This is a genomic window from Stenotrophomonas sp. JAG2, assembly GCF_041080745.1.
Classification (GTDB): Bacteria; Pseudomonadota; Gammaproteobacteria; order Xanthomonadales; family Xanthomonadaceae; genus Stenotrophomonas; species Stenotrophomonas maltophilia_AA.
The window spans coordinates 108,641-130,753 of the sequence record NZ_JBEUMH010000007.1 but is presented as its reverse complement, the minus strand read 5'-3'; the positions used below and the strand labels follow the sequence as shown (position 1 = coordinate 130,753).

Genomic DNA, 22,113 nt, shown 5'->3' with positions numbered 1-22,113 from the left:
GCTTTCCGCGCTGCCCGTTCATCCAGCCAGCACCCAAGCGCTCAAACACCGCGGCTATACTCGGAGGATGAAGACATCCCCCCGTACCCTCATCTCCCTGACGCTGGCCGCCTCGGCGCTGCTGGTGCTGTCGGCCTGTGGCAACAAGGGCCCGCTGGTCCTGCCGCAGAAGCCGGTCCCGGTCGAAGAACAGCTGGTTGAACCGGCTGCCGACGCCACGCCGCCGGCCGCCGATGCCGATACCGATTCCCCGGTGGTTCCCGATCCCGTTGATGCCCCCGCGCTGAAGGCCAATGACGGGAATGAGTAAGTCGAACACCTCCGCGGCGCTGCGCTTCACCAAGATGCATGGGGCCGGCAATGATTTCGTGGTGTTGGACCTGCGCGATGGCAGTGCGCCGCCGGATGCTGCGCTGGCCGCGCGCCTGGCTGATCGCCACACCGGCGTGGGCTGCGACCAGATCCTGACCATCGAGCCGCCCAAGGCGGAAGGCTCGGTCGCCTCGTATCGGATCTGGAATGCCGATGGCAGCAGTTCCGAGCAGTGTGGCAACGGCGCGCGCTGCGTGGCGGCCTGGCTGGTGCGTGATGGCGCAGCGACCGGCAGCACCTTCGCGATCGACAGCCCGGTCACCACGCATGCGGTCGAACGCCTGGGTGAAGACCAGTACGCGGTGGCCATGGGCGTGCCGCGTTTCGAGCCGGAGAACGTGCCGCTGATCGGCTTCGCCCGCGCCCGCGAGGAATACCTGTTGCCGTTGCAGGGCGACACGGTGCGCTTCGGCGCGGTGTCGATGGGCAACCCGCACGCCGTGATCGAAGTGGGCCTGGTCGATGCCGCCCCGGTCGAGCGCCTGGGCCCGTTGCTGCAGCAGCACGCCTCGTTCCCGAAATCGGTCAACGTCGGCTTCGTGCAGGTACTCGGCCCGCAGCACGCGCGCCTGCGCGTGTACGAGCGCGGTGCCGGCGAAACCCTGGCCTGCGGCAGTGGCGCCTGCGCCGCGGCCGTGGTGATGATGCAGCGCGGTCGCCTGCAGCGCGATGCGACGATGTCGCTGCCCGGCGGCGACCTGCGCGTCCGCTGGCCGGCCGATGATGCACAGATCGTGATGTCCGGACCCGCAGCCTTCGTCTTTGATGGGGAGTGGAACGCATGAGCGAGACCGCCGAGAAAATCGGATCGCATGAAGTAGCCGCCTGGCTGCGTCGGCATCCGACCTTCCTGAAACAGTTCCCGGACCTGGCCCTGACCCTGGTGGTGCCGCGCGATGACGGCCCCACCGCGTCGCTGGCCAGCTACCAGCTGGAAGTGCTGCGCGACAAGAACCGTGAGCTGTCGCGGCGGCTGGCCGATCTGGCCACCAACGCGCAGATCAACGAGCGCTTGGCCGTGCGCACGCACCAGCTGACCCTGGCATTGATGAAACAGGACTCGGCGGCGGACACCCTGCGGGCGATGGCCGCCTCGCTGGAAGAGGATTTCGCCGGTGATCTGGTCCGGCTGATCGTGCTGCATCCGATCGCTGGGCTGGAACAGGCACCGTGGCTGCAGGTGATCGAGGAGAGCAGCCCGTTGCTGGGCGTGTTCCGCGATTGCCTGAAAGACGGCGAACCGATCTGCGGCCGCCTGCAGCCGGAAAAGAACACCGTGCTGTATGCCGGGCGCGCCGAAGAGGTGCAGTCCAGTGCATTGCTGCCGCTGCCGGGTGTCGGCCTGATCGCGGTCGGCAGCCATGACGGCAATCGGTTCTACCCCGGCATGGGCACGCTGTTCCTGCGCATGATGGGCGAGTCGCTGGTCGTTGCCCTGCAGCGTTTCCCGTCGCCCTGATCGCCCGTCGAGCGGAGTCGTCGTGAGCACCGCGCAGGACTTCCTGTCGCATCTGCAGGTGGAGCGCCGCATGTCGGCGCACACGCTGGATGCCTATCGCCGTGACCTGGACGCCCTCGCGGCGTGGTCGGACGGGCAGGGGGCCGTCATCGACACGCTGGACAGCGCGCAGCTGCGCCAGTTCATCGCCGCCGAACACCGCCGTGGGTTGTCGCCCACCTCGCTGCAGCGTCGGCTTTCGGCGTGCCGCAGTTTCTATGCGTGGCTGCTCAAGCACCACCGCATCGCCGCCAATCCGGCCACGGGCCTGAAAGCGCCCAAGGCACCACGCAAACTGCCGCAGGTGCTCGATGCCGATGAAGCCGTGCAGCTGGTCGAACTGCCGACCGACGCACCGCTCGGCCTGCGCGACCGCGCGCTGCTGGAACTTTTCTATTCCTCGGGACTGCGCCTGAGCGAGCTGTGCGCGCTGATCTGGCGCGACCTGGATTTCGATACCGGCCTGGTCAACGTGCTGGGCAAAGGCAACCGCGAACGCCGCGTGCCGTTCGGCTCGCACGCGCGCACCGCGCTGCAGGGCTGGCGGGCCGAAAGCGGCGGCGCGGCGACCGCACCGGTATTCCCCGGGCGCAAGGGAGGCCCCATCACCCAGCGCGCCGTGCAGATCCGCATCCGCCAACTGGCCCAGCGCCAGGGCCTGTTCAAGCACGTGCACCCGCACATGCTGCGGCACAGTTTCGCCAGCCACATCCTGGAATCCTCCGGTGACCTGCGCGGCGTGCAGGAGCTGCTCGGCCATGCCGATATCGCCACCACGCAGATCTATACCCATCTGGACTTCCAGCACCTGGCCAAGGTCTACGACGCCGCGCACCCGCGTGCCAAGCGCCGCAAGAGCGGCAACGAAAGCTGAATCGATCCGCTGCGGCATCCGGGCGCAGGGCGGGGCGGGTTGAAGCGTCGGGCAGAGACCCCACCTCAGTCTTTGTCACCCCGGAGGCTCCATGGACCCCAGTCAGAACCCCAACGTATTTCATGCCACCACCATCATCTCGGTGCGGCGCAATGGACATGTCGCCGTCGCCGGCGATGGCCAGGTCACGCTCGGCCACACGGTGATGAAGGGCAACGCCCGCAAGGTGCGCCGTCTGGGTCGCGAGGGCCAGGTGCTGGCCGGTTTCGCCGGTGCCGCCGCCGATGCCTTCACCCTGTTCGAGCTGTTCGAGGCCAAGCTGGAAAAGCACGGCCAGCTGCAGCGCGCCGCGGTGGAGCTGGCCAAGGACTGGCGCACCGAGCGCCGCCTGGGCAAGCTCGAAGCACTGCTCGCCGTCGCCGACAAGGACACCTCGCTGATCATCAGTGGCACCGGTGATGTGATCGAACCGGAAGACGGCATCATCGCGATCGGTTCCGGCGGCTCCTATGCCCTGTCGGCCGCCCGCGCGCTGATGGCGCACACCGAGCTGGACGCCCGCACGATCGCCACCGAGTCGATCAACATCGCCGGCGACATCTGCATCTACACCAATCGCAACGTGGTGGTCGAGGAGCTCTAAGTAGTGCCGGCCGCTGGCCGGCAACCTCGAAAAACCTAATTCATTCGTGAGCACACCCATGCCGCACAAGATTGAAGTTTCTTCCGCCACCATGACCCCGCGCGAGATCGTGCAGGAACTGGACCGGCACATCGTTGGCCAGCACGACGCCAAGCGCGCGGTCGCCATCGCGCTGCGCAACCGCTGGCGCCGCATGCAGCTGCCGGCCGAGCTGCGCAACGAAGTCATGCCCAAGAACATTCTCATGATCGGCCCGACCGGCGTCGGCAAGACCGAGATCGCGCGTCGCCTGGCCACGTTGGCCAATGCGCCGTTCGTCAAGGTCGAGGCCACCCGTTTCACCGAGGTCGGTTACGTCGGCAAGGACGTGGAGCAGATCATCCGCGACCTCGCCGATACCGCGGTCAAGCTGTATCGCGAGCAGGCCAAGGTGCGCGTGCGCACCCAGGCCGAAGAGCGCGCCGAAGACCGCATCCTCGATGCGCTGCTGCCGCGCCGCAGCACCGGTATCGGCTTCGATGCCGAAGCCGCGCGCAATGAACCGTCCGCGCAGGACAACGAGACCCGCATCAAGTTCCGCCGCATGCTGCGCAACGGTGAGCTGGACGAGCGCGAGATCGAACTGGAAGTGTCGGCCAACGTCAGCATGGACATCATGACCCCGCCGGGCATGGAAGAAATGGGCCAGCAGCTGCGCCAGATGTTCTCCAGCATGGGCGGCGCGAAGGCGCAGAAGCGCACGCTGTCGATCAAGGCCGCGCGTCCGCTGCTGATCGAGGAAGAGGCCGGCAAGCTGGTCAACGAAGACGATATCCGCAGTGCGGCGATCGAGGCCTGCGAGCAGCACGGCATCGTGTTCATCGATGAGATCGACAAGGTCGCCAAGCGCGGCGACAACGTCGGCGGTGGCGATGTCTCGCGCGAAGGTGTGCAGCGCGATCTGCTGCCGCTGGTGGAGGGCTCCAACGTGTCCACCAAGTACGGCACGATCAAGACCGACCACATCCTGTTCATCGCGTCCGGTGCGTTCCACCTGGCCAAGCCCAGCGATCTGATCCCGGAACTGCAGGGTCGTTTCCCGATCCGCGTGGAGCTGGGGGCGCTGAGCAAGCAGGACTTCGTGCGCATCCTGACCGAGCCGAAGGCCGCGCTGACCAAGCAGTACGAAGCGCTGCTGCAGACCGAAGGTGTCTCGATGAAGTTCACCATCGACGCGGTGGACCGTCTGGCCGAGATTGCCTTCCAGGTCAACGAGCGCCAGGAAAACATCGGCGCGCGTCGCCTGCACACCGTGCTGGAGCGCCTGCTGGATACGCTGAGCTATGAAGCCCCGGACCGCGATGGCGAGACCATCAGCATCGACCAGGCGTATGTCGATGCGCATCTGGGTGAGCTGGTGCAGGATCCGGACCTGAGCCGCTACATCCTGTAACGGCACGCAATGATCGGGTGGTAGGAAGAACGGCGGCACTTCGGTGTCGCCGTTTTTTTTTTGCTCAGACCTCGTCGTCGGTCGGCAGCGCCGTCGGCGGGGCGCCCGGGGTGAATACACCCGGTTTGACGAAGGCGCTGAAGATCGCATCCAGCGTCTGCATGCCGTCGCGCTGGATCTCGAACAGCTCAGGCTCCAGCATGGCGCTGTACAGCACGCCGGTCAGGCTGGTGCTGACGATCCGCGCCACGGTTTCGGCATCCACGTGGTCGCGCAGCTGGCCCAGCTCGCGCGCGCGCTCCAGCGCGGCGGCGATGATCGCCAGCTCCTCGCGGGATGCCTCGCGCTGCAGTTCCTGCATCGCCTGGCTTTCCACCGACAGATCGTTGCGCAGCATGATTTCCATCATGTTGCGCAGCCGCTCGTCCTCGGCCAGCTCCCGGAAGGACACCAGCAGCGCCGAACGCAGGTCCAGGATCGGCGTGCTGCGCTTGGCCGAGGTGGTGCGGCGCATCCGCTCGATGAAGGGCACGCGCTCGCGGTCGATCATCGCGGTCAGCACTTCGGCTTTGTTCTTGAAGTGCCAGTACACCGCGCCGCGGGTAAATCCGGCGCGCGCGCCGATCATCGCCAGGCTGGTGCCGGCGACCCCGTATTCATGGAAACAGACCTGGGCCGCGTCGAGGATGCCCTCGCGGGTGGCCTGGGCCTCTTCTTTGGTTTTTCTGGCCATTGCGCTGTGCAGTTGCTGGATGAAACCGGCCTGAATTGTACCGCTTTACAAACAAACATGCATGTATGTATATTTGCGCCCCACTGATCCTCAGCGAGGACTGCCTGCAGATGCCGGCGGGTCTCGTTTCGGATATTTGTCGTCATTTGCTGCCTGTTTGTCGTCATTCTTCGCTTTTATCGGAAGTTGGGCTGCAGGCGCGCCCTTTTCCGTCTGCGAGCCCCTACCGCCATGTCCAGAACCCCGTACCGTCTTCTCGCGCTGTCCCTCGCGATCGCCCTGACCGTGTCCGCCTGTGGCGGCGGTGAGCAGGAGGGTCCGCAGGGCGGCCCCGGCCAAGTCACCGTGGCCACCCTGAAGGCCGAGCAGGTCGGCCTGACCCGTGAGCTGCCGGGCCGCACCAATGCCTTCCTGGTCGCTGAAGTGCGCCCCCAGGTCAACGGCATCGTGGCCAAGCGCCTGTTCACCGAAGGCGGCCTGGTCACTGCGGGGCAGCCGCTGTATCAGCTCGATGACGCCAGCTATCGCGCCCAGGCCAACAGCGCCCGTGCCCAGCTGGCCCGCGCCGAAGCGACCGCCAATGCCGCACGCCTGAGCGCCAGGCGCATCGGCGAGCTGGCCAAGGTCGAGGCGGTCAGCACCCAGGACAACGAAAACGCGATCGCCGCGCTGAAGCAGGCCGAGGCCGATGTCGGGGCCGCGCGTGCCTCGCTGGACGCCGCCAACGTGACGCTGGGCTATGCCCGCATCACCGCGCCGATCAGCGGCCGCATCGGCAAGTCCTCGGTCACCCAGGGCGCGCTGGTCAGCGCCGGGCAGGCTGAAGCGCTGGCGACCGTGCAGCAGTTGAACCCGATCTATGTCGACCTGACCCAGTCCGCCAGCGAGCTGCTGCAGCTGCGCCGCGAACTGGCCAGCGGCCGCCTGCAGGACAACCAGACCCTGCCGGTGACGATCCTGCTCGACGACGGCACCGAGTTCGACCACAAGGGCACGCTGGAATTCTCCGAAGTCAGCGTGGATCCGACCACCGGCAGCTACGCGCTGCGGGTCAAGGTCGAGAACCCGGACCAGGTGCTGATGCCGGGCATGTACGTGCGTGCCCAGGTCGGCAGCGGCGTGCGCGAGAACGCGATCCTGGTGCCGATGCAGGGCATCGCCCGCGATCCCAAGGGCGATACCAGCGCCATGGTGGTCGGCAAGGACGACAAGGTTGAAGTGCGGCAGGTCAAGGTCAGCCGTTCGCTCGGCGACAAGTGGCTGGTGGAAGACGGGCTCAAGGCCGGTGACAAGGTCATCGTCGAAGGCCTGCAGAAGATCCAGCCGGGCATGCCCGTGCAGGCCACCGAAATGGGCGCGGCCCCGGCCAAGCCGGCCGCCGCGCCGGCGGCTCCCGCCGCCCAGCAGTAACCGGAGAATTCCATGGCACGTTTTTTCATTGATCGCCCCATCTTCGCGTGGGTGATTGCGATCATCATCATGCTCGCCGGTGGCCTGGCGGTGCTCAAGCTGCCGGTGTCGATGTACCCGGAAGTGGCACCGCCGGCCGTCGAGATCAGCGCCAACTATCCGGGTGCATCGGCCAAGGTGGTCGAGGACTCGGTGACGCAGATCATCGAGCAGAACATGAAGGGCCTGGATGGCCTGATCTACTTCTCCTCCAACAGCTCCTCCAATGGCCAGGCCACGATCACGCTGACCTTCCAGAGCGGCACCGACCCGGACATCGCCCAGGTGCAGGTGCAGAACAAGCTGCAGCTGGCGATGCCGCTGCTGCCGCAGGAAGTGCAGCGCCAGGGCATCAACGTGGCCAAGTCGAGCAGCGGCTTCCTGCAGGTGCTCGGCTTCGTGTCTGAAGACGGCAGCATGGATGCCAACGACATCTCCGATTACGTCGGCTCCAACATCGTCGATCCGCTGAGCCGCGTGCCGGGCGTGGGCAACATCCAGGTGTTCGGTGGCAAGTACGCCATGCGCATCTGGCTGGACCCCAACAAGCTGCACACCTACAAGCTGTCCACCGCCGAAGTGATCGCCGCGATCACCGCGCAGAATGCGCAGGTCGCCATCGGCCAGCTCGGCGGCGCGCCGTCGATCAAGGGCCAGCAGCTGAACGCGACCATCAACGCGCAGGACCGCCTGCAGACCCCGGAGCAGTTCCGCAACATCATCGTGCGCAGTGCGCAGGACGGTGCCGAACTGCGCCTGGCCGACGTGGCCCGGGTCGAGCTCGGCGCGGAATCGTACGACTTCGTGACCCGTTACAACGGCAAGCCGTCCTCGGGTATCGCGATCACCCTGGCCACCGGCGCCAACGCGCTGGCCACCGCCAACGGCGTGCGCGCCACCCTGGATGAAATGGCCCCGAACTTCCCGGCCGGCCTGAAGGCGGTGGTGCCGTATGACACCACGCCGTTCGTGCAGGTCTCGATCAAGGGGGTCATCAAGACCCTGATCGAAGCCATCGTGCTGGTGTTCCTGGTGATGTACCTGTTCCTGCAGAACTTCCGCGCGACCCTGATCCCGACGATCGCGGTGCCGGTGGTGCTGCTGGGCACGTTCGGCATCCTGGCCGCGCTGGGCTTCTCGGTGAACATGCTGACCATGTTCGCGATGGTGCTGGCGATCGGCCTGCTGGTCGATGACGCGATCGTGGTGGTGGAGAACGTCGAGCGGATCATGTCCGAGGAAGGACTGTCGCCGCTGGAAGCCACGCGCAAATCCATGAGCCAGATCACCGGCGCGCTGGTCGGCATCGGCCTGGTGCTGTCGGCGGTGTTCGTGCCGATGGCCTTCATGAGCGGTGCCACCGGCGTCATCTACCGCCAGTTCTCGGCCACGATCGTTTCGGCGATGGCGCTGTCGGTGCTGGTCGCGATCGTGCTGACCCCGGCGCTGTGCGCGACCATGCTCAAGCCGCTCAAGAAGGGCGAGCACCACGTGGCCCACAAGGGCTGGTCGGGCCGCTTCTTCAATGCGTTCAACCGCGGCTTCGACCGTTCCAGCACGGGCTACCAGCGTGGCGTGCGCGGCATCCTCGGCCGTCCGTGGCGCTTCATGGGCGTGTTCGCCGCACTGGCGCTGGTGATGGGCCTGCTGTTCATGCGCCTGCCCAGCTCGTTCCTGCCCAATGAAGACCAGGGCATCCTGATGGCGCTGGTGCAGACCCCGGTCGGTGCCACCCAGGAACGCACGCTGGAATCGATCGACAAGCTCGAAAAGCACTTCATGGAGAACGAGGCCGACGCGATCGAGTCGATCTTCTCGGTGCAGGGCTTCAGCTTCGCCGGCATGGGCCAGAACGCGGGCATGGCCTTCGTCAAGCTCAAGGACTGGAAGGACCGCGATGCGGACCAGGGCGCGATGCCGATCACCGGCCGCGCGATGGCCGCGCTGGGCGGGATCAAGGATGCCTTCATCTTCGCCTTCCCGCCGCCGGCGATGCCGGAACTGGGTATCGGCTCGGGCTACACCTTCTTCCTGAAGGACACCAGCGGTGCCGGTCACCAGGCGCTGCTGGACGCACGCAACCAGCTGCTCGGCATGGCCGGGCAGAGCAAGCTGCTGGCCAATGTGCGCCCGAACGGTCAGGAAGACACGCCGCAGCTGCGCATCGACATCGACGTCGGCAAGGCGAGCGCGCTGGGCCTGTCGCTGGAGGCGGTCAACACGACGCTGGCGGCGGCCTGGGGCAGCAGCTACATCGATGACTTCATCGACCGTGGCCGGGTCAAGCGCGTGTATGTGCAGTCCGATGCGCCGTTCCGCATGAACCCGGAAGACTTCAACCTGTGGTCGGTCAAGAACACCGCCGGTGAGATGGTGCCGTTCTCGGCCTTCGCCAGCCAGCGCTGGGACTACGGTTCGCCGCGCCTGGAACGCTACAACGGCGTATCCGCGATGGAGATCCAGGGCGAGCCGGCCCCGGGCGTGGCCTCGGGCGATGCGATGAACGAAGTGGAGAAACTCGCCAAGCAGCTGCCGGCCGGTTTCGACATCGAGTGGACCGCGCTGTCCTACCAGGAACGCCAGGCCGGTTCGCAGACGCCGCTGCTGTACACGCTGTCGCTGCTGATCGTGTTCCTGTGCCTGGCCGCACTGTATGAAAGCTGGAGCGTGCCGACCTCGGTGCTGCTGGTGGCCCCGCTGGGCATCCTCGGCGCGGTGCTGGCCAACACCATGCGTGGCATGGAACGCGACATCTACTTCCAGGTGGCGATGCTGACCACGGTCGGCCTGACCAGCAAGAACGCGATCCTGATCGTGGAGTTCGCCAAGGAAAACCTGGAGAAGGGCACCGGCCTGATCGAGGCGACGATGCACGCCGTGCGCGACCGTCTGCGCCCGATCATCATGACCTCGCTGGCCTTCGGCCTGGGCGTGCTGCCGCTGGCGATCGCCTCGGGTGCCGGTTCCGGCGCACAGCAGGCCATCGGTACCGGCGTGCTCGGCGGCATGCTGGTCGGCACGGTGCTGGGTGTGTTCTTCATCCCGCTGTTCTTCGTGGTGGTGCAGCGCGTGTTCAATCGCAAGAAATATGGCAAGACCGCAGGAGGTTCCGATGCGTAAGCCCTTGATGGCCAGCCTGGCGCTGGCCGTGAGCCTGGTGCTGTCCGGCTGCTCGACCCTGGAGCCGCGCAGCACCGAAGTCGCCCCGGCGATTCCCTCGCAGTGGCCTGCCACCGCCACCGCGGGGGCACAGACCGCAACGGCCGACGTTGCCGACATCGGCTGGCGCGACTTCTTCGTCGATCCGCGCCTGCAGGTGGTGATCACCCAGTCGCTGGACAACAACCGCGACCTGCGCGTGGCCGTGCTCAACGTCGAGCGCGCCCGGGCGCAGTACCGGATCCAGCGCGCCGATCGCGTGCCGGCCATCGGCGTGCAGGGGCAGATGACCCGCAGTGGCGGCGATACCCCGGTGACCGAGCAGTTCAGTGCCAACCTCGGCGTGGTCGAGTTCGAACTGGACCTGTTCGGGCGTGTGCGCAATCTTAGCCAGGCCGCGCTGCAGCAGTACTTCGCCGAAGCGGCCAACCGCCGCAGTGCGCAGCTGTCGCTGGTCGCCGAGGTGGCCAATGCATGGCTGACCCTGGGCGCCGACAGCGAACAGCTGCGGATCGCCCAGGCGACGCTGGCGACCTACGAGGACTCGCTGCGCCTGACCGAGGCCCGTCGTCAGCTCGGCGGCGCCTCGGCGCTGGAACTGAGCCAGACCCGTACGCTGGTGGAGACCGCGCGCACGGATGTGGCGCGCTTCGCCGGGCAGGTCGCGCAGGACCGCAATGCGCTGGTGCTGCTGGCCGGTGGGCCGATCGATGCGTCCCTGCTGCCGCAGGCCGAGGTGACCGACGTGGCCAGCGTGCGTCCGCTGCCGGCCGGCGTGCCGGGCGACGTGCTGCTGCGGCGGCCGGACGTGATGGCCGCCGAGCACGTGCTGCTGTCGGCCAATGCCAACATCGGCGCGGCCCGCGCGGCGTTCTTCCCGTCGATCAGCCTGACCGGCAACATCGGTTCGGCCTCGTCGGAGCTGTCGGGTCTGTTCGACAGCGGCACGCGCGTGTGGAGCTTCATTCCGAAGCTCAACCTGCCGATCTTCCAGGGCGGCAAGCTGCGCGCGAACCTGGGCATGGCCACCGCCGACCGCGACATCGCGCTGGCGCAGTACGAAAAGGCGATCCAGTCCGGCTTCCGCGAGGCCGCCGATGCGCTGGCATTGAACGAGAGCCTGGATGCGCAGCTGTCTTCGCAGCAGGCGCTGGTGGCGGCGGCGGAGCAGGCGCAGCAGTTGTCGCAGGCACGCTATGACGCCGGCCTCGACAGCTTCCTGACCTTGCTGGATGCGCGGCGTACGGCGTACACCGCACGCCAGTCGCTGGTCAGCACCCAGCTGGCGCAGCAGTCCAATCAGGTGGCGTTGTACAAGGTGCTCGGCGGCGGTTGGCACGAGCGCGGCTGAGGGATCACGGGTGCGGCCACGCGGTCGCACCCGTGCCGGTCACGGATCATCGGCCCGGCCATCGCCGTGGCAGCGCCGCGCGCGGTCCAGCGCATTGCCGGCTTCGCGTGCCATCCGTTCGTACTCGCGACGGATTTCCTCCAGGCGCTCTTCATCGAGCTCTTCGAGATCGAGCAGTTCGTTGTTGGCGTCCTTGGTGGCGCGGATCAGCTCATCGAGCTTGATCTGGATCGCGGCGGTGTCCGCGTTCTGGCTGTGCTGGATCAGGAACACCATCAGGAAGGTGATGATGGTGGTACCGGTGTTGATCACCAGCTGCCAGGTATCGTTGAACTTGAAGACCGGGCCGCTCAGGGCCCAGATGACCACGATCGTCACCGCCGCCAGGAAGGTCCACGGCGTTCCCGCTGCATAGGACGCCTTCTTGGCGACAAGATTGAAGAGACTGCGCAGTTTCATGAGGCACGACAGGTGGGAGCCGAGGTGCCTGCATCATTGGTGGGGCGCCGTGCAGGCGCTGTGCAGCCGGCGCGGGTCAGGCGCGGGCATGCAGCCGCGGGCGCGAGGACAGGTCCTGGCGGCCGGCATGGTAGACGTGTTCCCAGCACTGGTCGACGAACTGGCGTGCCTGTTCTTCGGACAGGCGCGGCATGATCTGCAGCGCGTAATGGGTCTGGAACATTTCATCGCGCTGCTCATCGCTGGCACGCGGTTGCGTGATCAGCGAATCGCAGGCGAATTTGATCCACGGCACGTAATGGCCGAACGAGCCCGTCCCGAGGTTGCCGTCGGCATGACGCTGGCGCCAGTGGCTGACTTCGGCGTCGACATCGATGACGGCAGGGATGGAGATCTGGGCGGAAGACATGGTCACTTCAGTTTGGGAAGAAGGGAAGCTGGATGATGGCGTAGGGCGCGGTGCAAGCGATGTCATGGCGATGTGGAGCCTGTGTGGCGGTGTTGGCTGCGGTGTTCGCCCAGCAGATGCGCGTGGTGGACCACGCCGAGGCGTTCGGCCAAGATGGCCAACCGGTTGCAGACCGCGACGCGGTGATGGGGATGGCGCCGCGTCAACTCATCCTGGATCGCCTGGTAGGCATCCCAGAAAGGCGCGGCGTTGTGGTGGCGTTCGTGATGCACCTGCAGTCTTTCCCACGCGTCCATCAACGCAGGTTCGACGGAGGAGGTGCGGCGGGTTTGGGCATGCATGACGTCTCCTCGACGATGGTGCCCCCTGTGCAACCACCTTAAGACGTTCATGCAGCGCCGTTGTTAGCACCGCGTGTTCGCAGTGTCCGGCCACGGTCGACGGCGCGTGACGGCGTCACGCGCAGACACCCACGGCACAGGGGCCTGCACCCCGGCCGTGTCAATGAAGCATTCAGAACGTTGCAGCGCCCGCGCGTGCCGTAAGCGGAGCGCGCGGGGCTCTTCCGCGCGGATCCGCGCGGAAGGGGGCGTACTTACTCGCCGATGTCTTCGTTCCAGACCTCGGGATGGGCGTTGATGAAGCCGCCGAGCAGGTCGATGCAGGCCTGGCTCTGCATGTCGATCACCGTGACGCCATTCTCGCGCAGCCAGTCGATGCCGCCCTGGAAGGTGACCGATTCGCCGACCACGACGGTGCCGATGTTGAACTGGCGCACCAGTCCGCTGCAGTACCAGCAGGGGGCCAGGGTGGTGACCATGATGGTGTCCTGGTAACGGCGTTGGCGGCCCGCCTTGCGGAACGCATCGGTCTCGCCGTGGACGGACGGGTCGCCTTCCTGCACGCGGCGGTTGTGGCCGCAGCCGAGCAGGCGGCCATCGTTGTGGTACAGCGCGGCGCCGATCGGGATGCCGCCTTCGGCCAGGCCCTGGCGGGCTTCGGCGATGGCGGTCTCGAGCAGGGTGGCGTAGTCGGGGGTGGTGATCATGCGCATTCCAGGGACGTGAAGGCCTTCATGATAGTGGGCGGCCTGCCGCAACGGCGCCGGCGGTGCGATAATCGTCCCATGAGCGAATCCCCCTACAAGACTGGCACCACCCATTTCGGCTTCCGCGATGTCGCTGCGAAGGACAAGCAGAAGCTGGTGGGCGAAGTGTTCACCTCGGTCGCGCGCAGCTACGACCTGATGAACGATCTGATGAGCCTGGGCATCCACCGGGCGTGGAAGCGCTACTACGTAGCCACCGCGCAGGTGAAGCCGGGCGACCGCGTGCTCGACCTGGCCGGCGGCACCGGTGACATCGCCGCGCTGATCAAGGAACGGGTCGGGGACGAGGGTGAAGTGGTGCTGGGCGACATCAACGCCGGCATGCTCTCGGTGGGCCGCGACCGGCTGACCAACCGCGGCCTGGTCGCGGGCCTGAACTACGTCCAGTGCAACGCCGAAGCACTGCCGTTCCCGGATGCGAGCTTCGACCTGGTCACCATCGCCTTCGGCCTGCGCAACGTCACCGACAAGGAAGCCGGCCTGCGCGAGATGCACCGCGTCCTCAAGGTGGGCGGCCAGGCACGCGTGCTGGAATTCTCCGAGGTCACCGCGGACTGGTTCAAGCCGATCTACGATTTCCACTCGTTCAAGATCCTGCCGAAGCTGGGCCAGCTGTTCGCGCGCGATGGCGACAGCTACCAGTACCTGGCCGAGAGCATCCGCAAGCATCCGCCGCAGGAGCAGCTCAAGGCGATGATGGCCGAGGCCGGTTTCGAGCGGTGCCATTACAAGAACCTGACCGGCGGGATCGTCTCGATCCACTCCGGCTACAAGCTCTGACGCTTCGCGCAGCCAACTGAATGCGCAAGCCGCCACGTACGGCCTGCGCGCGGTCCCGGGACAGGGGTAAACTGGTCGTTTCACCCCGATCGGTCCCGTTCATGCGATCTCCGTTCCTGTTGATTCCCCTGGCCGTCGCCCTGGCGTCCGGCTGCTCCAAAGAACCGGCGGCTCCGACCGTCGATCCCACTGCCAACGCGCCGGCGGGCACTGCCATGAAAGCGGACAGCCGCAGCCACGATGAAAGCTCGTACGCCGAGCCGGACAAGGTGGTCGTCAAGGACCTCGCGCTGGATCTGAAGCTGGATTTCGACAGCAAGCAGATCGGTGGCACCGCGACCTACACCCTGGAGTGGAAGGACAAGGCCGCCAAGCAGCTGGTGCTGGACACCCGCGAGCTGAGCGTGGAGAAGGTCGAGGCGATCGCCGCCGACGGCAAGACCGCGCCGCTGCCCTTCGTGCTGGCACCGGCCGACAAGGTGTTCGGCAGCAAGCTGAGCATCGAGACCCCGGACCAGCCGGCCAAGGTCGTGATCACGTATCACACCGCACCGACCGCCTCGGGCCTGCAGTGGCTGGAGCCGTCGATGACGGAGGGCAAGAAGCTGCCCTTCATGTTCAGCCAGTCGCAGGCGATCCACGCCCGTTCCTGGGTGCCGCTGCAGGACACCCCGAGCGTGCGCTTCACCTACAGCGCGCATGTGGTCTCGCGCCCGGACGTGATGGTGCTGATGAGCGCCGACAACGATCCCAAGGCCGCGCGTGATGGTGATTACACCTTCAAGATGCCGCAGCCGATCCCGTCCTACCTGCTGGCCATCGCCGCCGGCGACCTGGTGTTCGAGCCGATCTCCGGCCGCTCCGGGGTGTGGGCCGAACCGACCATGGTCGGCAAGGCCGCCAAGGAGTTCGAAGACACCGAGAAGATGATCGGCGCCGCCGAGAAGCTCTACGGTGAGTACCGTTGGGGCCGCTACGACATGCTGGTGCTGCCGCCGTCGTTCCCGTTCGGTGGCATGGAAAACCCGCGCCTGACCTTCGCCACCCCGACCGTGATCGTCGGTGACAAGTCGCTGGTCTCGCTGGTCGCCCACGAACTGGCGCACAGCTGGTCGGGCAACCTGGTGACCAACGCCAGCTGGAAGGACATCTGGCTCAACGAAGGCTTCACCACCTACGTGCAGGGCCGCATCACCGAGGCGCTGTACGGCCAGGAAATGGCCGAGATGGAGCGCGAGATCGACCAGAACGATCTGCTCGCCGAAGTGAAGGGCATGAGCGAGGCCGACCAGGCCTTGGCGCTGCCGCCGCTGAGCGAGCGTGATCCGGACGAGGCGCTGAGCAACGTGGCCTACGTCAAGGGTTCGTGGTTCCTGCAGTTCCTGGAACAGCGCTTCGGCCGCGAGACCTTCGATCCGTTCCTGCGCGGCTGGTTCGATGACCACGCCTTCCAGAGCGCCAACACCGACCAGTTCGTCGAATACCTGAAGAAGAACCTGCTGTCCAAGAAGCCTGGCGCCGTCACCGATGCCGAGCTGAAGGCATGGCTGGACGAGCCGGGCATTCCGTCGTTCGCGACCAAGGCCCGCTCGCGCAACTTCTCCATCGTGGATACCGCACGCATCGCGTGGCAGGGCAGCAACACGCTGCCGAATGCGCAGATCACCGGCGAGTGGGGCACCCAGGAATGGGTGCACTTCATCGACGGCCTGGGCAAGACCCTGCCGGTCGAGAAACTGGCTGCGCTGGACAAGGCGTACCACTTCACCGGCACGGCCAACGGCGAGATCGCGATGCGCTGGTACCCGCTGACGATCCGCAGCGGCTACAGCGAAGCGAACGAGGCCGCCGGTGCGTTCATCGAGCGCGTTGGCCGCCGCAAGCTGATCCTGCCGATCTACGCCGAACTGGTGAAGACGCCGGAAGGCCTGGCCTTTGCCAAGGCGGCCTTCGCCAAGGCGAAGCCGGGGTATCACCCGATCACCACCGGCTCGGTCCAGGACATGCTGGACAAGGCCGAGGCGGGCACGGCCAAGCCGTAATCGCCAGACGTATCGGTTGAACGAAAAACGGCGGGGAAACCCGCCGTTTTTTCATGCCTCGGCGCCAGCGCTCACACCGCGCGCACGGCCAGGAACATGTCCACGCAGTCGTGCATCACCTGGTGCTGCTGCGCCGGTGCCAGCGGTGGCTGGCCGAAGGTGATCTGCGGCCAGAACGCAAATGCCTTGAGCATCGCCTGCAACTGGTGGGCCGCCTCGGCGGGCGGCATCTCCGCGCGCAGCCGGCCATCGGCCTGGGCGGCGCGGATCCAGCCGGTCAGGCCTTCTTCCTTCTCGGCCAGCTTGTCCATCATCGCGCGCGCCCGTTCGGGTGTGTGCACCAGCTCGGCCATGGCCACCCGGGACAGATCGATGAAGCCGGGGTCGTCGAGCAGGCGCATCTTCCGCGCCGCGAACACCAGCAACTGATCGCGCAGCGGCCGTGCCGGATCGTACGGCACGACATCCAGCGCCTGGCTGGCCTCGAACAGCTGCCACAGGATCGCGGTGAACAGTTCGTCCTTGCTGGCGAAGTGGTTGTAGACGGTGCGCTTGGATACCTCGGCCGTGGCCGCGATGCGGTCCATGCTGGTGCCGGCGAAGCCGAACGTGCGGAACTCGGCTACCGCCGCTTCGAGGATGGCCGCGCGCTTGCGGTCGGTCAGGCGGGTAGGGCGGTCGGAGGGGCTCATGCCGCCATTTTACACCGTTCAGTTTACTTTTCGGAAAAGGCAAGTACACTCGCCGGTGTACTTTCCAGGGCAAGCCCCGATGACGCGTCGCCTGCCTCGATTCCTCCTCCTTCTGACGGTGTTGATCGCCATGTCCATTGGCCTGTTGACCTGCGGTGCCCGCCCGGCTGCCGCCTATGACCAGTCGCCGCAGTTCGGCGACGGGCGCTTCCACAATCCCGTCGGCAAGAGCGCGCTCGGCTTCGTCGGTACGCTGGGCGTGATGTGGAAGTTCCTGTTCGACAAGCCGGCCGATGCCAGCCCGCTGGCGCCGATCCCGGTGCAGGCGCTGACCCGCCAGGCCCTGCTCGACGCGCCCGATGACAGCCTCTGGCGGTTGGGGCATTCGACGATGCTGATGAAGCTGGACGGCCATTTCTGGCTGACCGACCCGGTGTTCGCCGAGCGCGCCTCGCCGATGTCGTTCATGGGGCCCAAGCGGTTCCACGCCCCGCCGTTGAGCATCGACGAACTGCCGCCCATCACCGGCGTGATCATCTCGCACGACCATTACGATCACCTCGACCACGCGGCCATCCTCGCGCTCGCGCCGAAGGTGCAGCACTTCGTCACCGCGCTCGGCGTGGGTGACCGTTTGATCGGGTGGGGCGTGCCGGCGGTGAAGGTGGTGCAGCTGGACTGGTGGCAGGACACCCGCGTGGAAGGCCTGAAGATCGTCGCGACCCCGGCCCAGCATTTTTCCGGGCGCACCCTGGCCGACGGCAACCGCACGTTGTGGGCCTCGTGGGTGATCGACACCGGGCATACCCGCATCTTCTTCAGCGGTGACACCGGCTACTTCGACGGCTTTGCCCGCATCGGCGAGCGCTACGGCCCGTTCGACCTGACCATGATCGAGACCGGCGCCTACGATGCGCAGTGGCCGGACGTGCACATGCAGCCCGAACAGAGCCTGCAGGCGCACCTGGACGTGCGCGGCAAGGTGATGATGCCGATCCACAACGGCACCTTCGACCTCGCGCTGCACCCGTGGACCGAACCGTTCGAACGCATCACCACGCTGGCGCAGGAACAGGGCGTGGCGCTGACCGCGCCGCACATGGGCGAACGCCTGGATATCCGCGCACCGGCACCGTCCACCCAGTGGTGGCGGGAAGGGCAGCCGGCCACGCCGTGATGGTGGCGCCGAACGGCATCGTGCCGGCATGGCGCGCTTGGCGATAAAGTAGGCGCAGGCGCCTGGCGCGCCATCGTCCAACACGGAGCACCCAATGAAGCGACTGATCCTGGTAGCGGCCTGCGCCTTCGCGCTGGCCGCCTGCAGCAATCCCGAGGCCGAGCGCCAGGCGCAGGAAGCCGCCGCGGCCGCCGCCAAGGCGCAGCAGGAAGAGAAGGCCGAAGGCGTGGCCAAGCAGTACGACATGGCCGTCGCCGCGCAGGATTGGGAGCGCGCGCGCATCCACGGCGGCTCGCTGCTGGATCAGTACAAGGACACCGACGTGGCTGCCCGGATCGAACCGGGCTACGCCGAGGTCAAGGCCAAGGCTGAAGCCGCGCGCGAGACGCGCCGCCTGCAGGCGCTGTGGCAGTACAACAAGATCCCGGTCGGAACCAAGGGCATCCAGGCCTCCGCGCAGATCTACAGCAAGGAGCGGGTGGATGTGGACGGCAGCGGTGCCAAACCGGTGCAGCTGGTCTTCCGCGACCATCCCGAGTGGAAGCGCCACGCCTACCTCGTGCTGCAGGCCGGCGATTTCCGCTGCCCGAAGTGCCAGGTCAAGGTGACCGTCGACGACGGCAAGCCGGTGGCGATGGCGGCCTGGCGCCCGGATACCGATGAGGCGATCGCGATGTTCATCACCGACCAGAAGGCGCTGTGGAACCTGGCCCGCAAGGCCAAGGTGATCAGCATCGAATTCCCGGTCAAGGCCGGCGGCACGCGAACGGCCGTATTCGAGACCGGCGGCGTGGACGCCAGCCAGATGCCGCAGTGGTGGCAGTGAGCGGCCTGCCGGCCATCCGTCACTGGGTGTTCGACATGGACGGTACGCTGACCGTGGCGGTGCATGATTTCCAGCGCATCAAACGCGAGCTCGCGATCCCGCAGGAAGACGACATCCTGACCCACCTCGCCGCGCTGCCGGCCGAGGTGGCGGCGGAGAAGCATGACTGGCTGCTGGCACACGAACGCGCGCTGGCAGAGCACGCGCAGGCCGCTCCCGGTGCCGTGGCCCTGGTACGCGCGCTGCACGGTGCGGGCTGCCGGCTGGGCATCCTGACCCGCAACGCGCGCGAACTGGCCGAACTGACGCTGCAGGCGATCGGTATAGGGGACATGTTCGCCACCGACGACATCATCGGCCGCGACGAAGCCCAGCCCAAACCGTCACCGGCCGGGCTGCAGTACTTCGTCGAGCGCTGGCAGGCAGCGCCCGCCCGCATGGTGATGGTCGGCGATCACCGTTTCGACCTCGAATGCGGCCGCGCCGCCGGTACCCGCACCCTGCTCGTCAACACGCCGGACAACCCGTGGCCGGGCCTGGCGTGCTGGCATCTGGCCGACTGCGGCGAGGTGCTGGCGGCGTGGGAAGGGAAGCGGGTTTTGGCCTGATCGCACCGGACAAGGGCTGTCGCATGCTCAACCGGCGACGGACCTGAAAAGCAGCCAGGCATGGCCTGGCTCTACCCGCATCACCCCTCGAGTCCCCCCTGGTGGAGAGCCCCCTTGATGTTCAAGGGGGCGCGCCAACGGCGCGGGGTTCAGGTGGGATGCGCGGGCAGTTTGGTTACGCGTTCAACGCGTAACCAAACTGCTGCTTGAACTGCTCATTGAACTCATCAAACGTGAAGCGCTGGTTCTGGGTGCCCGGGTGCTCGACCTTCAGCGCGCCCATCAGGTTGCCCATGCGGCCGATGGTCAGCCAGTCGTAGCCCTTCTCGATGCCGTAGATCAGGCCGGCGCGGAAGGCGTCGCCGCAGCCGGTCGGGTCGACCACGCGGCGCTCGTGCGCCGGCGGGATGTCATAGGTCTTTTCCGGGGTGTGGATGACCGCGCCCTTCGGGCCACGGGTGGTGATGTAGGCCTTGACCCGGCTCACGATCTCCTTTTCATCCCAGCCGGTGCGCTCCTGCAGCAGGTTGGACTCGTAGTCGTTGACCACCACGTAGTCGGCCTGTTCGATGAAGGTGCGCAGCTCCGGGCCGTTGAACAGCGGCATGGCCTGGCCCGGGTCGAAGATGAACGGCACGCCGCCTTCGAAGAATTCCTGCGAGTTCTGGATCATGCCCTCGCGCCCGTCCGGGCCGACCAGGCCCAGGGTCACGCCCGGCACGTCCTTCACGTGGTTCTCGTAGGACCGCATCATCGCGCCCGGGTGGAAGGCGGTGATCTGGTTGTTGTCGTGGTCGGTGGTGATGAACGCCTGCGGGGTGAACAGCTCGTCGATCACCTTGACCCGGCTCAGGTCGATGCCCAGGCCCTGGAAGTACTCGCGGTACGGGCCGAAGTCCGAGCCCACGGTGCCCATCGGGATCGGCTCGCCGCCCAGCAGGTACAGGTTGTAGGCGATGTTGCCTGCGCAACCGCCGAATTCACGACGCATGCGCGGCACCAGGAACGACACATTCAGGATGTGCACCTTGTCCGGCAGGATGTGATTCTTGAACTGGTCCGGAAACACCATGATGGTGTCGAAGGCAAGAGAACCACAGATCAAAGCGGACATCGAGTAAGGCCTATGCGGAAGGGAGTTTGAGGCCCGTCTGGCGGGCAACGAAACGGCGCCTCGCGGCGCCCTGCGGCGCAAAGGTTAACGGGTGAGGCGGCTTTGGGCCAGAACCCGGGCTGTCCGGATTGGCCTGAATGGCCGTGAAGGCTGGCTTTCGGCCAGATTTGTCCTTGCTCGCGCACAGGGGGATTGCTAGGCTTGTCGACCTCGAATTCTGCCCATTTTTTCGCCATCCCGCGTTGGGCGCGACACCCCTCAGGATCAACTCCCAGATGTTCAAGAAACTGCGTGGCATGTTCTCCAATGACCTGTCCATCGACCTGGGCACGGCCAACACCCTCATCTACGTGCGTGGGCAGGGGATCGTGCTGAACGAGCCGTCGGTCGTGGCCGTGCGCCAGGACCGTGCCATCGGTGGTACCCGTTCCGTGGCTGCCGTGGGCGCCGAGGCCAAGCAGATGCTCGGCCGTACCCCGGGGCATATCACCACCATCCGCCCGATGAAGGATGGCGTCATCGCCGACTTCACCTACACCGAGGCGATGCTCAAGCACTTCATCAAGAAGGTCCACAAGTCGCGCTTCCTGCGCCCGAGCCCGCGCGTGCTGGTCTGCGTGCCGGCCGGCTCGACCCAGGTCGAGCGCCGCGCGATCAAGGAATCGGCCGAGGAGGCCGGCGCGCGCGATGTGTTCCTGATCGAAGAGCCCATGGCCGCTGCGATCGGCGCCGGCATGCCGGTGACCGAAGCGCGCGGCTCGATGGTCATCGACATCGGCGGCGGCACCACCGAAGTGGCGGTGATCTCGCTGAACGGCATCGTCTACTCGGCCTCCGTGCGCATCGGCGGCGACCGCTTCGACGAATCGATCACCAACTACGTGCGCCGCAACCACGGCATGCTGATCGGTGAAGCCACCGCCGAGCGGATCAAGGTCGAGCTCGGCTGCGCCTACCCGCAGGCGGAAGTGATCGAGATGGAAATCTCCGGCCGAAACCTCGCCGAGGGCGTGCCGAAGATGATCAAGATCAACTCCAACGAGGTGCTTGAAGCCCTGCACGAGCCACTGTCGGGCATCGTCAGCGCGGTCAAGCTGGCGCTGGAGCAGACCCCGCCGGAACTGTGTGCCGACGTCGCCGAGCGCGGCATCGTGCTGACCGGTGGTGGTGCCCTGCTGCGCGACATGGACCGCCTGATCTCCGAGGAAACCGGCCTGCACGTGCAGGTGGCCGATGACCCGCTGACCTGCGTGGCCCGCGGTGGTGGTCGTGCGCTGGAGCTGGTGGACATGCACGGCAACGAGTTCTTTGCGCCGGAGTGAGCCGTACCGGCCGTGTATCGTAGACACGCCTCTGCGGCGTGATGCCTCCGGTGAGCCCCGCTCAC

Annotated in this window: 22 protein-coding genes; 15 read left to right on the top strand and 7 right to left on the bottom strand. The window is 66.5% G+C overall.

All coding sequences use genetic code 11. The features are described from left to right. The first annotated feature begins 67 nt into the window (after positions 1 to 67). The 6 genes from AB9O74_RS10970 to hslU all read left to right on the top strand — a co-directional run bounded on the left by AB9O74_RS10970 (position 68) and on the right by hslU (position 4,819). A complete protein-coding gene (locus AB9O74_RS10970) occupies positions 68 to 310 on the top strand; it encodes a lipoprotein (RefSeq protein ID WP_346471322.1) in 243 nt (80 codons plus the stop codon). Continuing rightward, positions 303 to 1,157, top strand: a complete 855-nt coding sequence (gene dapF / locus AB9O74_RS10965) for a diaminopimelate epimerase (RefSeq protein WP_369349323.1) — start codon at positions 303 to 305, stop codon at positions 1,155 to 1,157. The genes AB9O74_RS10970 and dapF overlap by 8 nt, the downstream gene beginning before the upstream one ends. Beyond that, positions 1,154 to 1,831: a DUF484 family protein gene (locus tag AB9O74_RS10960; RefSeq protein ID WP_176988152.1), complete on the top strand. Its 678-nt coding sequence runs from the start codon at positions 1,154 to 1,156 to the stop codon at positions 1,829 to 1,831. The genes dapF and AB9O74_RS10960 overlap by 4 nt, the downstream gene beginning before the upstream one ends. 22 nt (positions 1,832 to 1,853) lie before the next feature. Next, on the top strand, positions 1,854 to 2,744 hold the full coding sequence (gene xerC / locus AB9O74_RS10955; protein ID WP_176988153.1) for a tyrosine recombinase XerC: 891 nt from the start codon (positions 1,854 to 1,856) through the stop codon (positions 2,742 to 2,744). A 91-nt stretch (positions 2,745 to 2,835) separates the two neighbouring features. Beyond that, on the top strand, positions 2,836 to 3,387 hold the full coding sequence (gene hslV / locus AB9O74_RS10950; RefSeq protein WP_019183676.1) for an ATP-dependent protease subunit HslV: 552 nt from the start codon (positions 2,836 to 2,838) through the stop codon (positions 3,385 to 3,387). A gap of 58 nt (positions 3,388 to 3,445) precedes the next feature. Beyond that, positions 3,446 to 4,819, top strand: a complete 1,374-nt coding sequence (gene hslU / locus AB9O74_RS10945; RefSeq protein WP_369349322.1) for an ATP-dependent protease ATPase subunit HslU — start codon at positions 3,446 to 3,448, stop codon at positions 4,817 to 4,819. A gap of 64 nt (positions 4,820 to 4,883) precedes the next feature. Here the strand turns inward: hslU and AB9O74_RS10940 are convergent, their stop codons facing one another. After that, a complete protein-coding gene (locus tag AB9O74_RS10940; RefSeq protein ID WP_176988154.1) occupies positions 4,884 to 5,552 on the bottom strand; it encodes a TetR family transcriptional regulator in 669 nt (222 codons plus the stop codon). 231 nt (positions 5,553 to 5,783) lie between these two features. On the opposite strand from AB9O74_RS10940, the gene smeD reads away from it, so the two are divergent. From smeD to AB9O74_RS10925, 3 genes are read left to right on the top strand one after another with little or no spacing between them, the layout of a single operon-like run. After that, positions 5,784 to 6,962, top strand: coding sequence for a multidrug efflux RND transporter periplasmic adaptor subunit SmeD (smeD, locus tag AB9O74_RS10935; RefSeq protein ID WP_070425967.1), 1,179 nt, complete (start codon positions 5,784 to 5,786; stop codon positions 6,960 to 6,962). A gap of 12 nt (positions 6,963 to 6,974) precedes the next feature. Then, on the top strand, positions 6,975 to 10,121 hold the full coding sequence (gene smeE, locus AB9O74_RS10930) for a multidrug efflux RND transporter permease subunit SmeE (RefSeq protein WP_369349321.1): 3,147 nt from the start codon (positions 6,975 to 6,977) through the stop codon (positions 10,119 to 10,121). Continuing rightward, positions 10,114 to 11,511 (top strand): efflux transporter outer membrane subunit, encoded by a 1,398-nt coding sequence (locus AB9O74_RS10925; protein ID WP_369349320.1) that lies wholly within the window; start codon positions 10,114 to 10,116, stop codon positions 11,509 to 11,511. The genes smeE and AB9O74_RS10925 overlap by 8 nt, the downstream gene beginning before the upstream one ends. Before the next feature lie 39 nt (positions 11,512 to 11,550). Here AB9O74_RS10925 and AB9O74_RS10920 read toward each other — a convergent pair whose 3' ends face one another. The 4 genes from AB9O74_RS10920 to AB9O74_RS10905 all read right to left on the bottom strand — a co-directional run bounded on the left by AB9O74_RS10920 (position 11,551) and on the right by AB9O74_RS10905 (position 13,427). Then, the gene (locus AB9O74_RS10920; protein WP_346477721.1) at positions 11,551 to 11,970 is read right to left on the bottom strand and encodes a low affinity iron permease family protein; all 420 of its coding nucleotides are present in this window, start codon (positions 11,968 to 11,970) and stop codon (positions 11,551 to 11,553) included. A 76-nt stretch (positions 11,971 to 12,046) separates the two neighbouring features. Beyond that, a complete protein-coding gene (locus AB9O74_RS10915; RefSeq protein WP_369349319.1) occupies positions 12,047 to 12,379 on the bottom strand; it encodes a hypothetical protein in 333 nt (110 codons plus the stop codon). A gap of 62 nt (positions 12,380 to 12,441) precedes the next feature. Next, a complete protein-coding gene (locus AB9O74_RS10910; protein WP_369349318.1) occupies positions 12,442 to 12,720 on the bottom strand; it encodes a hypothetical protein in 279 nt (92 codons plus the stop codon). Positions 12,721 to 12,974: 254 nt separating this feature from the next. Then, positions 12,975 to 13,427 (bottom strand): nucleoside deaminase, encoded by a 453-nt coding sequence (locus AB9O74_RS10905; protein WP_369349317.1) that lies wholly within the window; start codon positions 13,425 to 13,427, stop codon positions 12,975 to 12,977. 78 nt (positions 13,428 to 13,505) lie between these two features. Between AB9O74_RS10905 and ubiE the strand changes: the two genes are divergently transcribed. Further along, the gene (gene ubiE / locus AB9O74_RS10900) at positions 13,506 to 14,267 is read left to right on the top strand and encodes a bifunctional demethylmenaquinone methyltransferase/2-methoxy-6-polyprenyl-1,4-benzoquinol methylase UbiE (RefSeq protein WP_019186052.1); all 762 of its coding nucleotides are present in this window, start codon (positions 13,506 to 13,508) and stop codon (positions 14,265 to 14,267) included. A 101-nt stretch (positions 14,268 to 14,368) separates the two neighbouring features. After that, complete coding sequence (locus AB9O74_RS10895; RefSeq protein WP_369349316.1) at positions 14,369 to 16,309, top strand: M1 family metallopeptidase; 1,941 nt, start codon at positions 14,369 to 14,371, stop codon at positions 16,307 to 16,309. A 71-nt stretch (positions 16,310 to 16,380) separates the two neighbouring features. Here the strand turns inward: AB9O74_RS10895 and AB9O74_RS10890 are convergent, their stop codons facing one another. Then, on the bottom strand, positions 16,381 to 17,001 hold the full coding sequence (locus AB9O74_RS10890) for a TetR/AcrR family transcriptional regulator (protein WP_369349315.1): 621 nt from the start codon (positions 16,999 to 17,001) through the stop codon (positions 16,381 to 16,383). A gap of 130 nt (positions 17,002 to 17,131) precedes the next feature. On the opposite strand from AB9O74_RS10890, the gene AB9O74_RS10885 reads away from it, so the two are divergent. The 3 genes from AB9O74_RS10885 to AB9O74_RS10875 all read left to right on the top strand — a co-directional run bounded on the left by AB9O74_RS10885 (position 17,132) and on the right by AB9O74_RS10875 (position 19,612). Next, positions 17,132 to 18,178: an MBL fold metallo-hydrolase gene (locus tag AB9O74_RS10885; RefSeq protein ID WP_369349314.1), complete on the top strand. Its 1,047-nt coding sequence runs from the start codon at positions 17,132 to 17,134 to the stop codon at positions 18,176 to 18,178. Between the two features lie 94 nt (positions 18,179 to 18,272). Further along, entirely contained in the window at positions 18,273 to 19,004 is a 732-nt protein-coding gene (locus tag AB9O74_RS10880) for a hypothetical protein (protein WP_369349313.1), read from the top strand. 5 nt (positions 19,005 to 19,009) lie between these two features. After that, on the top strand, positions 19,010 to 19,612 hold the full coding sequence (locus tag AB9O74_RS10875) for an HAD family hydrolase (RefSeq protein ID WP_369349417.1): 603 nt from the start codon (positions 19,010 to 19,012) through the stop codon (positions 19,610 to 19,612). A 175-nt stretch (positions 19,613 to 19,787) separates the two neighbouring features. Here the strand turns inward: AB9O74_RS10875 and AB9O74_RS10870 are convergent, their stop codons facing one another. Beyond that, entirely contained in the window at positions 19,788 to 20,726 is a 939-nt protein-coding gene (locus AB9O74_RS10870) for a carbohydrate kinase family protein (RefSeq protein ID WP_346477714.1), read from the bottom strand. A gap of 275 nt (positions 20,727 to 21,001) precedes the next feature. Between AB9O74_RS10870 and AB9O74_RS10865 the strand changes: the two genes are divergently transcribed. Continuing rightward, the gene (locus AB9O74_RS10865; protein ID WP_019186044.1) at positions 21,002 to 22,048 is read left to right on the top strand and encodes a rod shape-determining protein; all 1,047 of its coding nucleotides are present in this window, start codon (positions 21,002 to 21,004) and stop codon (positions 22,046 to 22,048) included. The last annotated feature ends 65 nt before the right edge of the window (positions 22,049 to 22,113 follow it).

Excerpts from the sequence above, each read along its gene's own strand:
- AB9O74_RS10970 (WP_346471322.1), top strand. The coding sequence starts at position 68 with ATGAAGACATCCCCCCGTACCCTCATCTCCCTGACGCTGGCCGCCTCG.
- dapF (WP_369349323.1), top strand. The coding sequence starts at position 303 with ATGAGTAAGTCGAACACCTCCGCGGCGCTGCGCTTCACCAAGATGCAT.
- AB9O74_RS10960 (WP_176988152.1), top strand. The coding sequence starts at position 1,154 with ATGAGCGAGACCGCCGAGAAAATCGGATCGCATGAAGTAGCCGCCTGG.
- hslV (WP_019183676.1), top strand. The coding sequence starts at position 2,836 with ATGGACCCCAGTCAGAACCCCAACGTATTTCATGCCACCACCATCATC.
- hslU (WP_369349322.1), top strand. The coding sequence starts at position 3,446 with ATGCCGCACAAGATTGAAGTTTCTTCCGCCACCATGACCCCGCGCGAG.
- AB9O74_RS10940 (WP_176988154.1), bottom strand. The coding sequence starts at position 5,552 with ATGGCCAGAAAAACCAAAGAAGAGGCCCAGGCCACCCGCGAGGGCATC.
- smeD (WP_070425967.1), top strand. The coding sequence starts at position 5,784 with ATGTCCAGAACCCCGTACCGTCTTCTCGCGCTGTCCCTCGCGATCGCC.
- smeE (WP_369349321.1), top strand. The coding sequence starts at position 6,975 with ATGGCACGTTTTTTCATTGATCGCCCCATCTTCGCGTGGGTGATTGCG.
- AB9O74_RS10925 (WP_369349320.1), top strand. The coding sequence starts at position 10,114 with ATGCGTAAGCCCTTGATGGCCAGCCTGGCGCTGGCCGTGAGCCTGGTG.
- AB9O74_RS10920 (WP_346477721.1), bottom strand. The coding sequence starts at position 11,970 with ATGAAACTGCGCAGTCTCTTCAATCTTGTCGCCAAGAAGGCGTCCTAT.
- AB9O74_RS10915 (WP_369349319.1), bottom strand. The coding sequence starts at position 12,379 with ATGTCTTCCGCCCAGATCTCCATCCCTGCCGTCATCGATGTCGACGCC.
- AB9O74_RS10910 (WP_369349318.1), bottom strand. The coding sequence starts at position 12,720 with ATGCATGCCCAAACCCGCCGCACCTCCTCCGTCGAACCTGCGTTGATG.
- AB9O74_RS10905 (WP_369349317.1), bottom strand. The coding sequence starts at position 13,427 with ATGATCACCACCCCCGACTACGCCACCCTGCTCGAGACCGCCATCGCC.
- ubiE (WP_019186052.1), top strand. The coding sequence starts at position 13,506 with ATGAGCGAATCCCCCTACAAGACTGGCACCACCCATTTCGGCTTCCGC.
- AB9O74_RS10895 (WP_369349316.1), top strand. The coding sequence starts at position 14,369 with ATGCGATCTCCGTTCCTGTTGATTCCCCTGGCCGTCGCCCTGGCGTCC.
- AB9O74_RS10890 (WP_369349315.1), bottom strand. The coding sequence starts at position 17,001 with ATGAGCCCCTCCGACCGCCCTACCCGCCTGACCGACCGCAAGCGCGCG.
- AB9O74_RS10885 (WP_369349314.1), top strand. The coding sequence starts at position 17,132 with ATGTCCATTGGCCTGTTGACCTGCGGTGCCCGCCCGGCTGCCGCCTAT.
- AB9O74_RS10880 (WP_369349313.1), top strand. The coding sequence starts at position 18,273 with ATGAAGCGACTGATCCTGGTAGCGGCCTGCGCCTTCGCGCTGGCCGCC.
- AB9O74_RS10870 (WP_346477714.1), bottom strand. The coding sequence starts at position 20,726 with ATGTCCGCTTTGATCTGTGGTTCTCTTGCCTTCGACACCATCATGGTG.
- AB9O74_RS10865 (WP_019186044.1), top strand. The coding sequence starts at position 21,002 with ATGTTCAAGAAACTGCGTGGCATGTTCTCCAATGACCTGTCCATCGAC.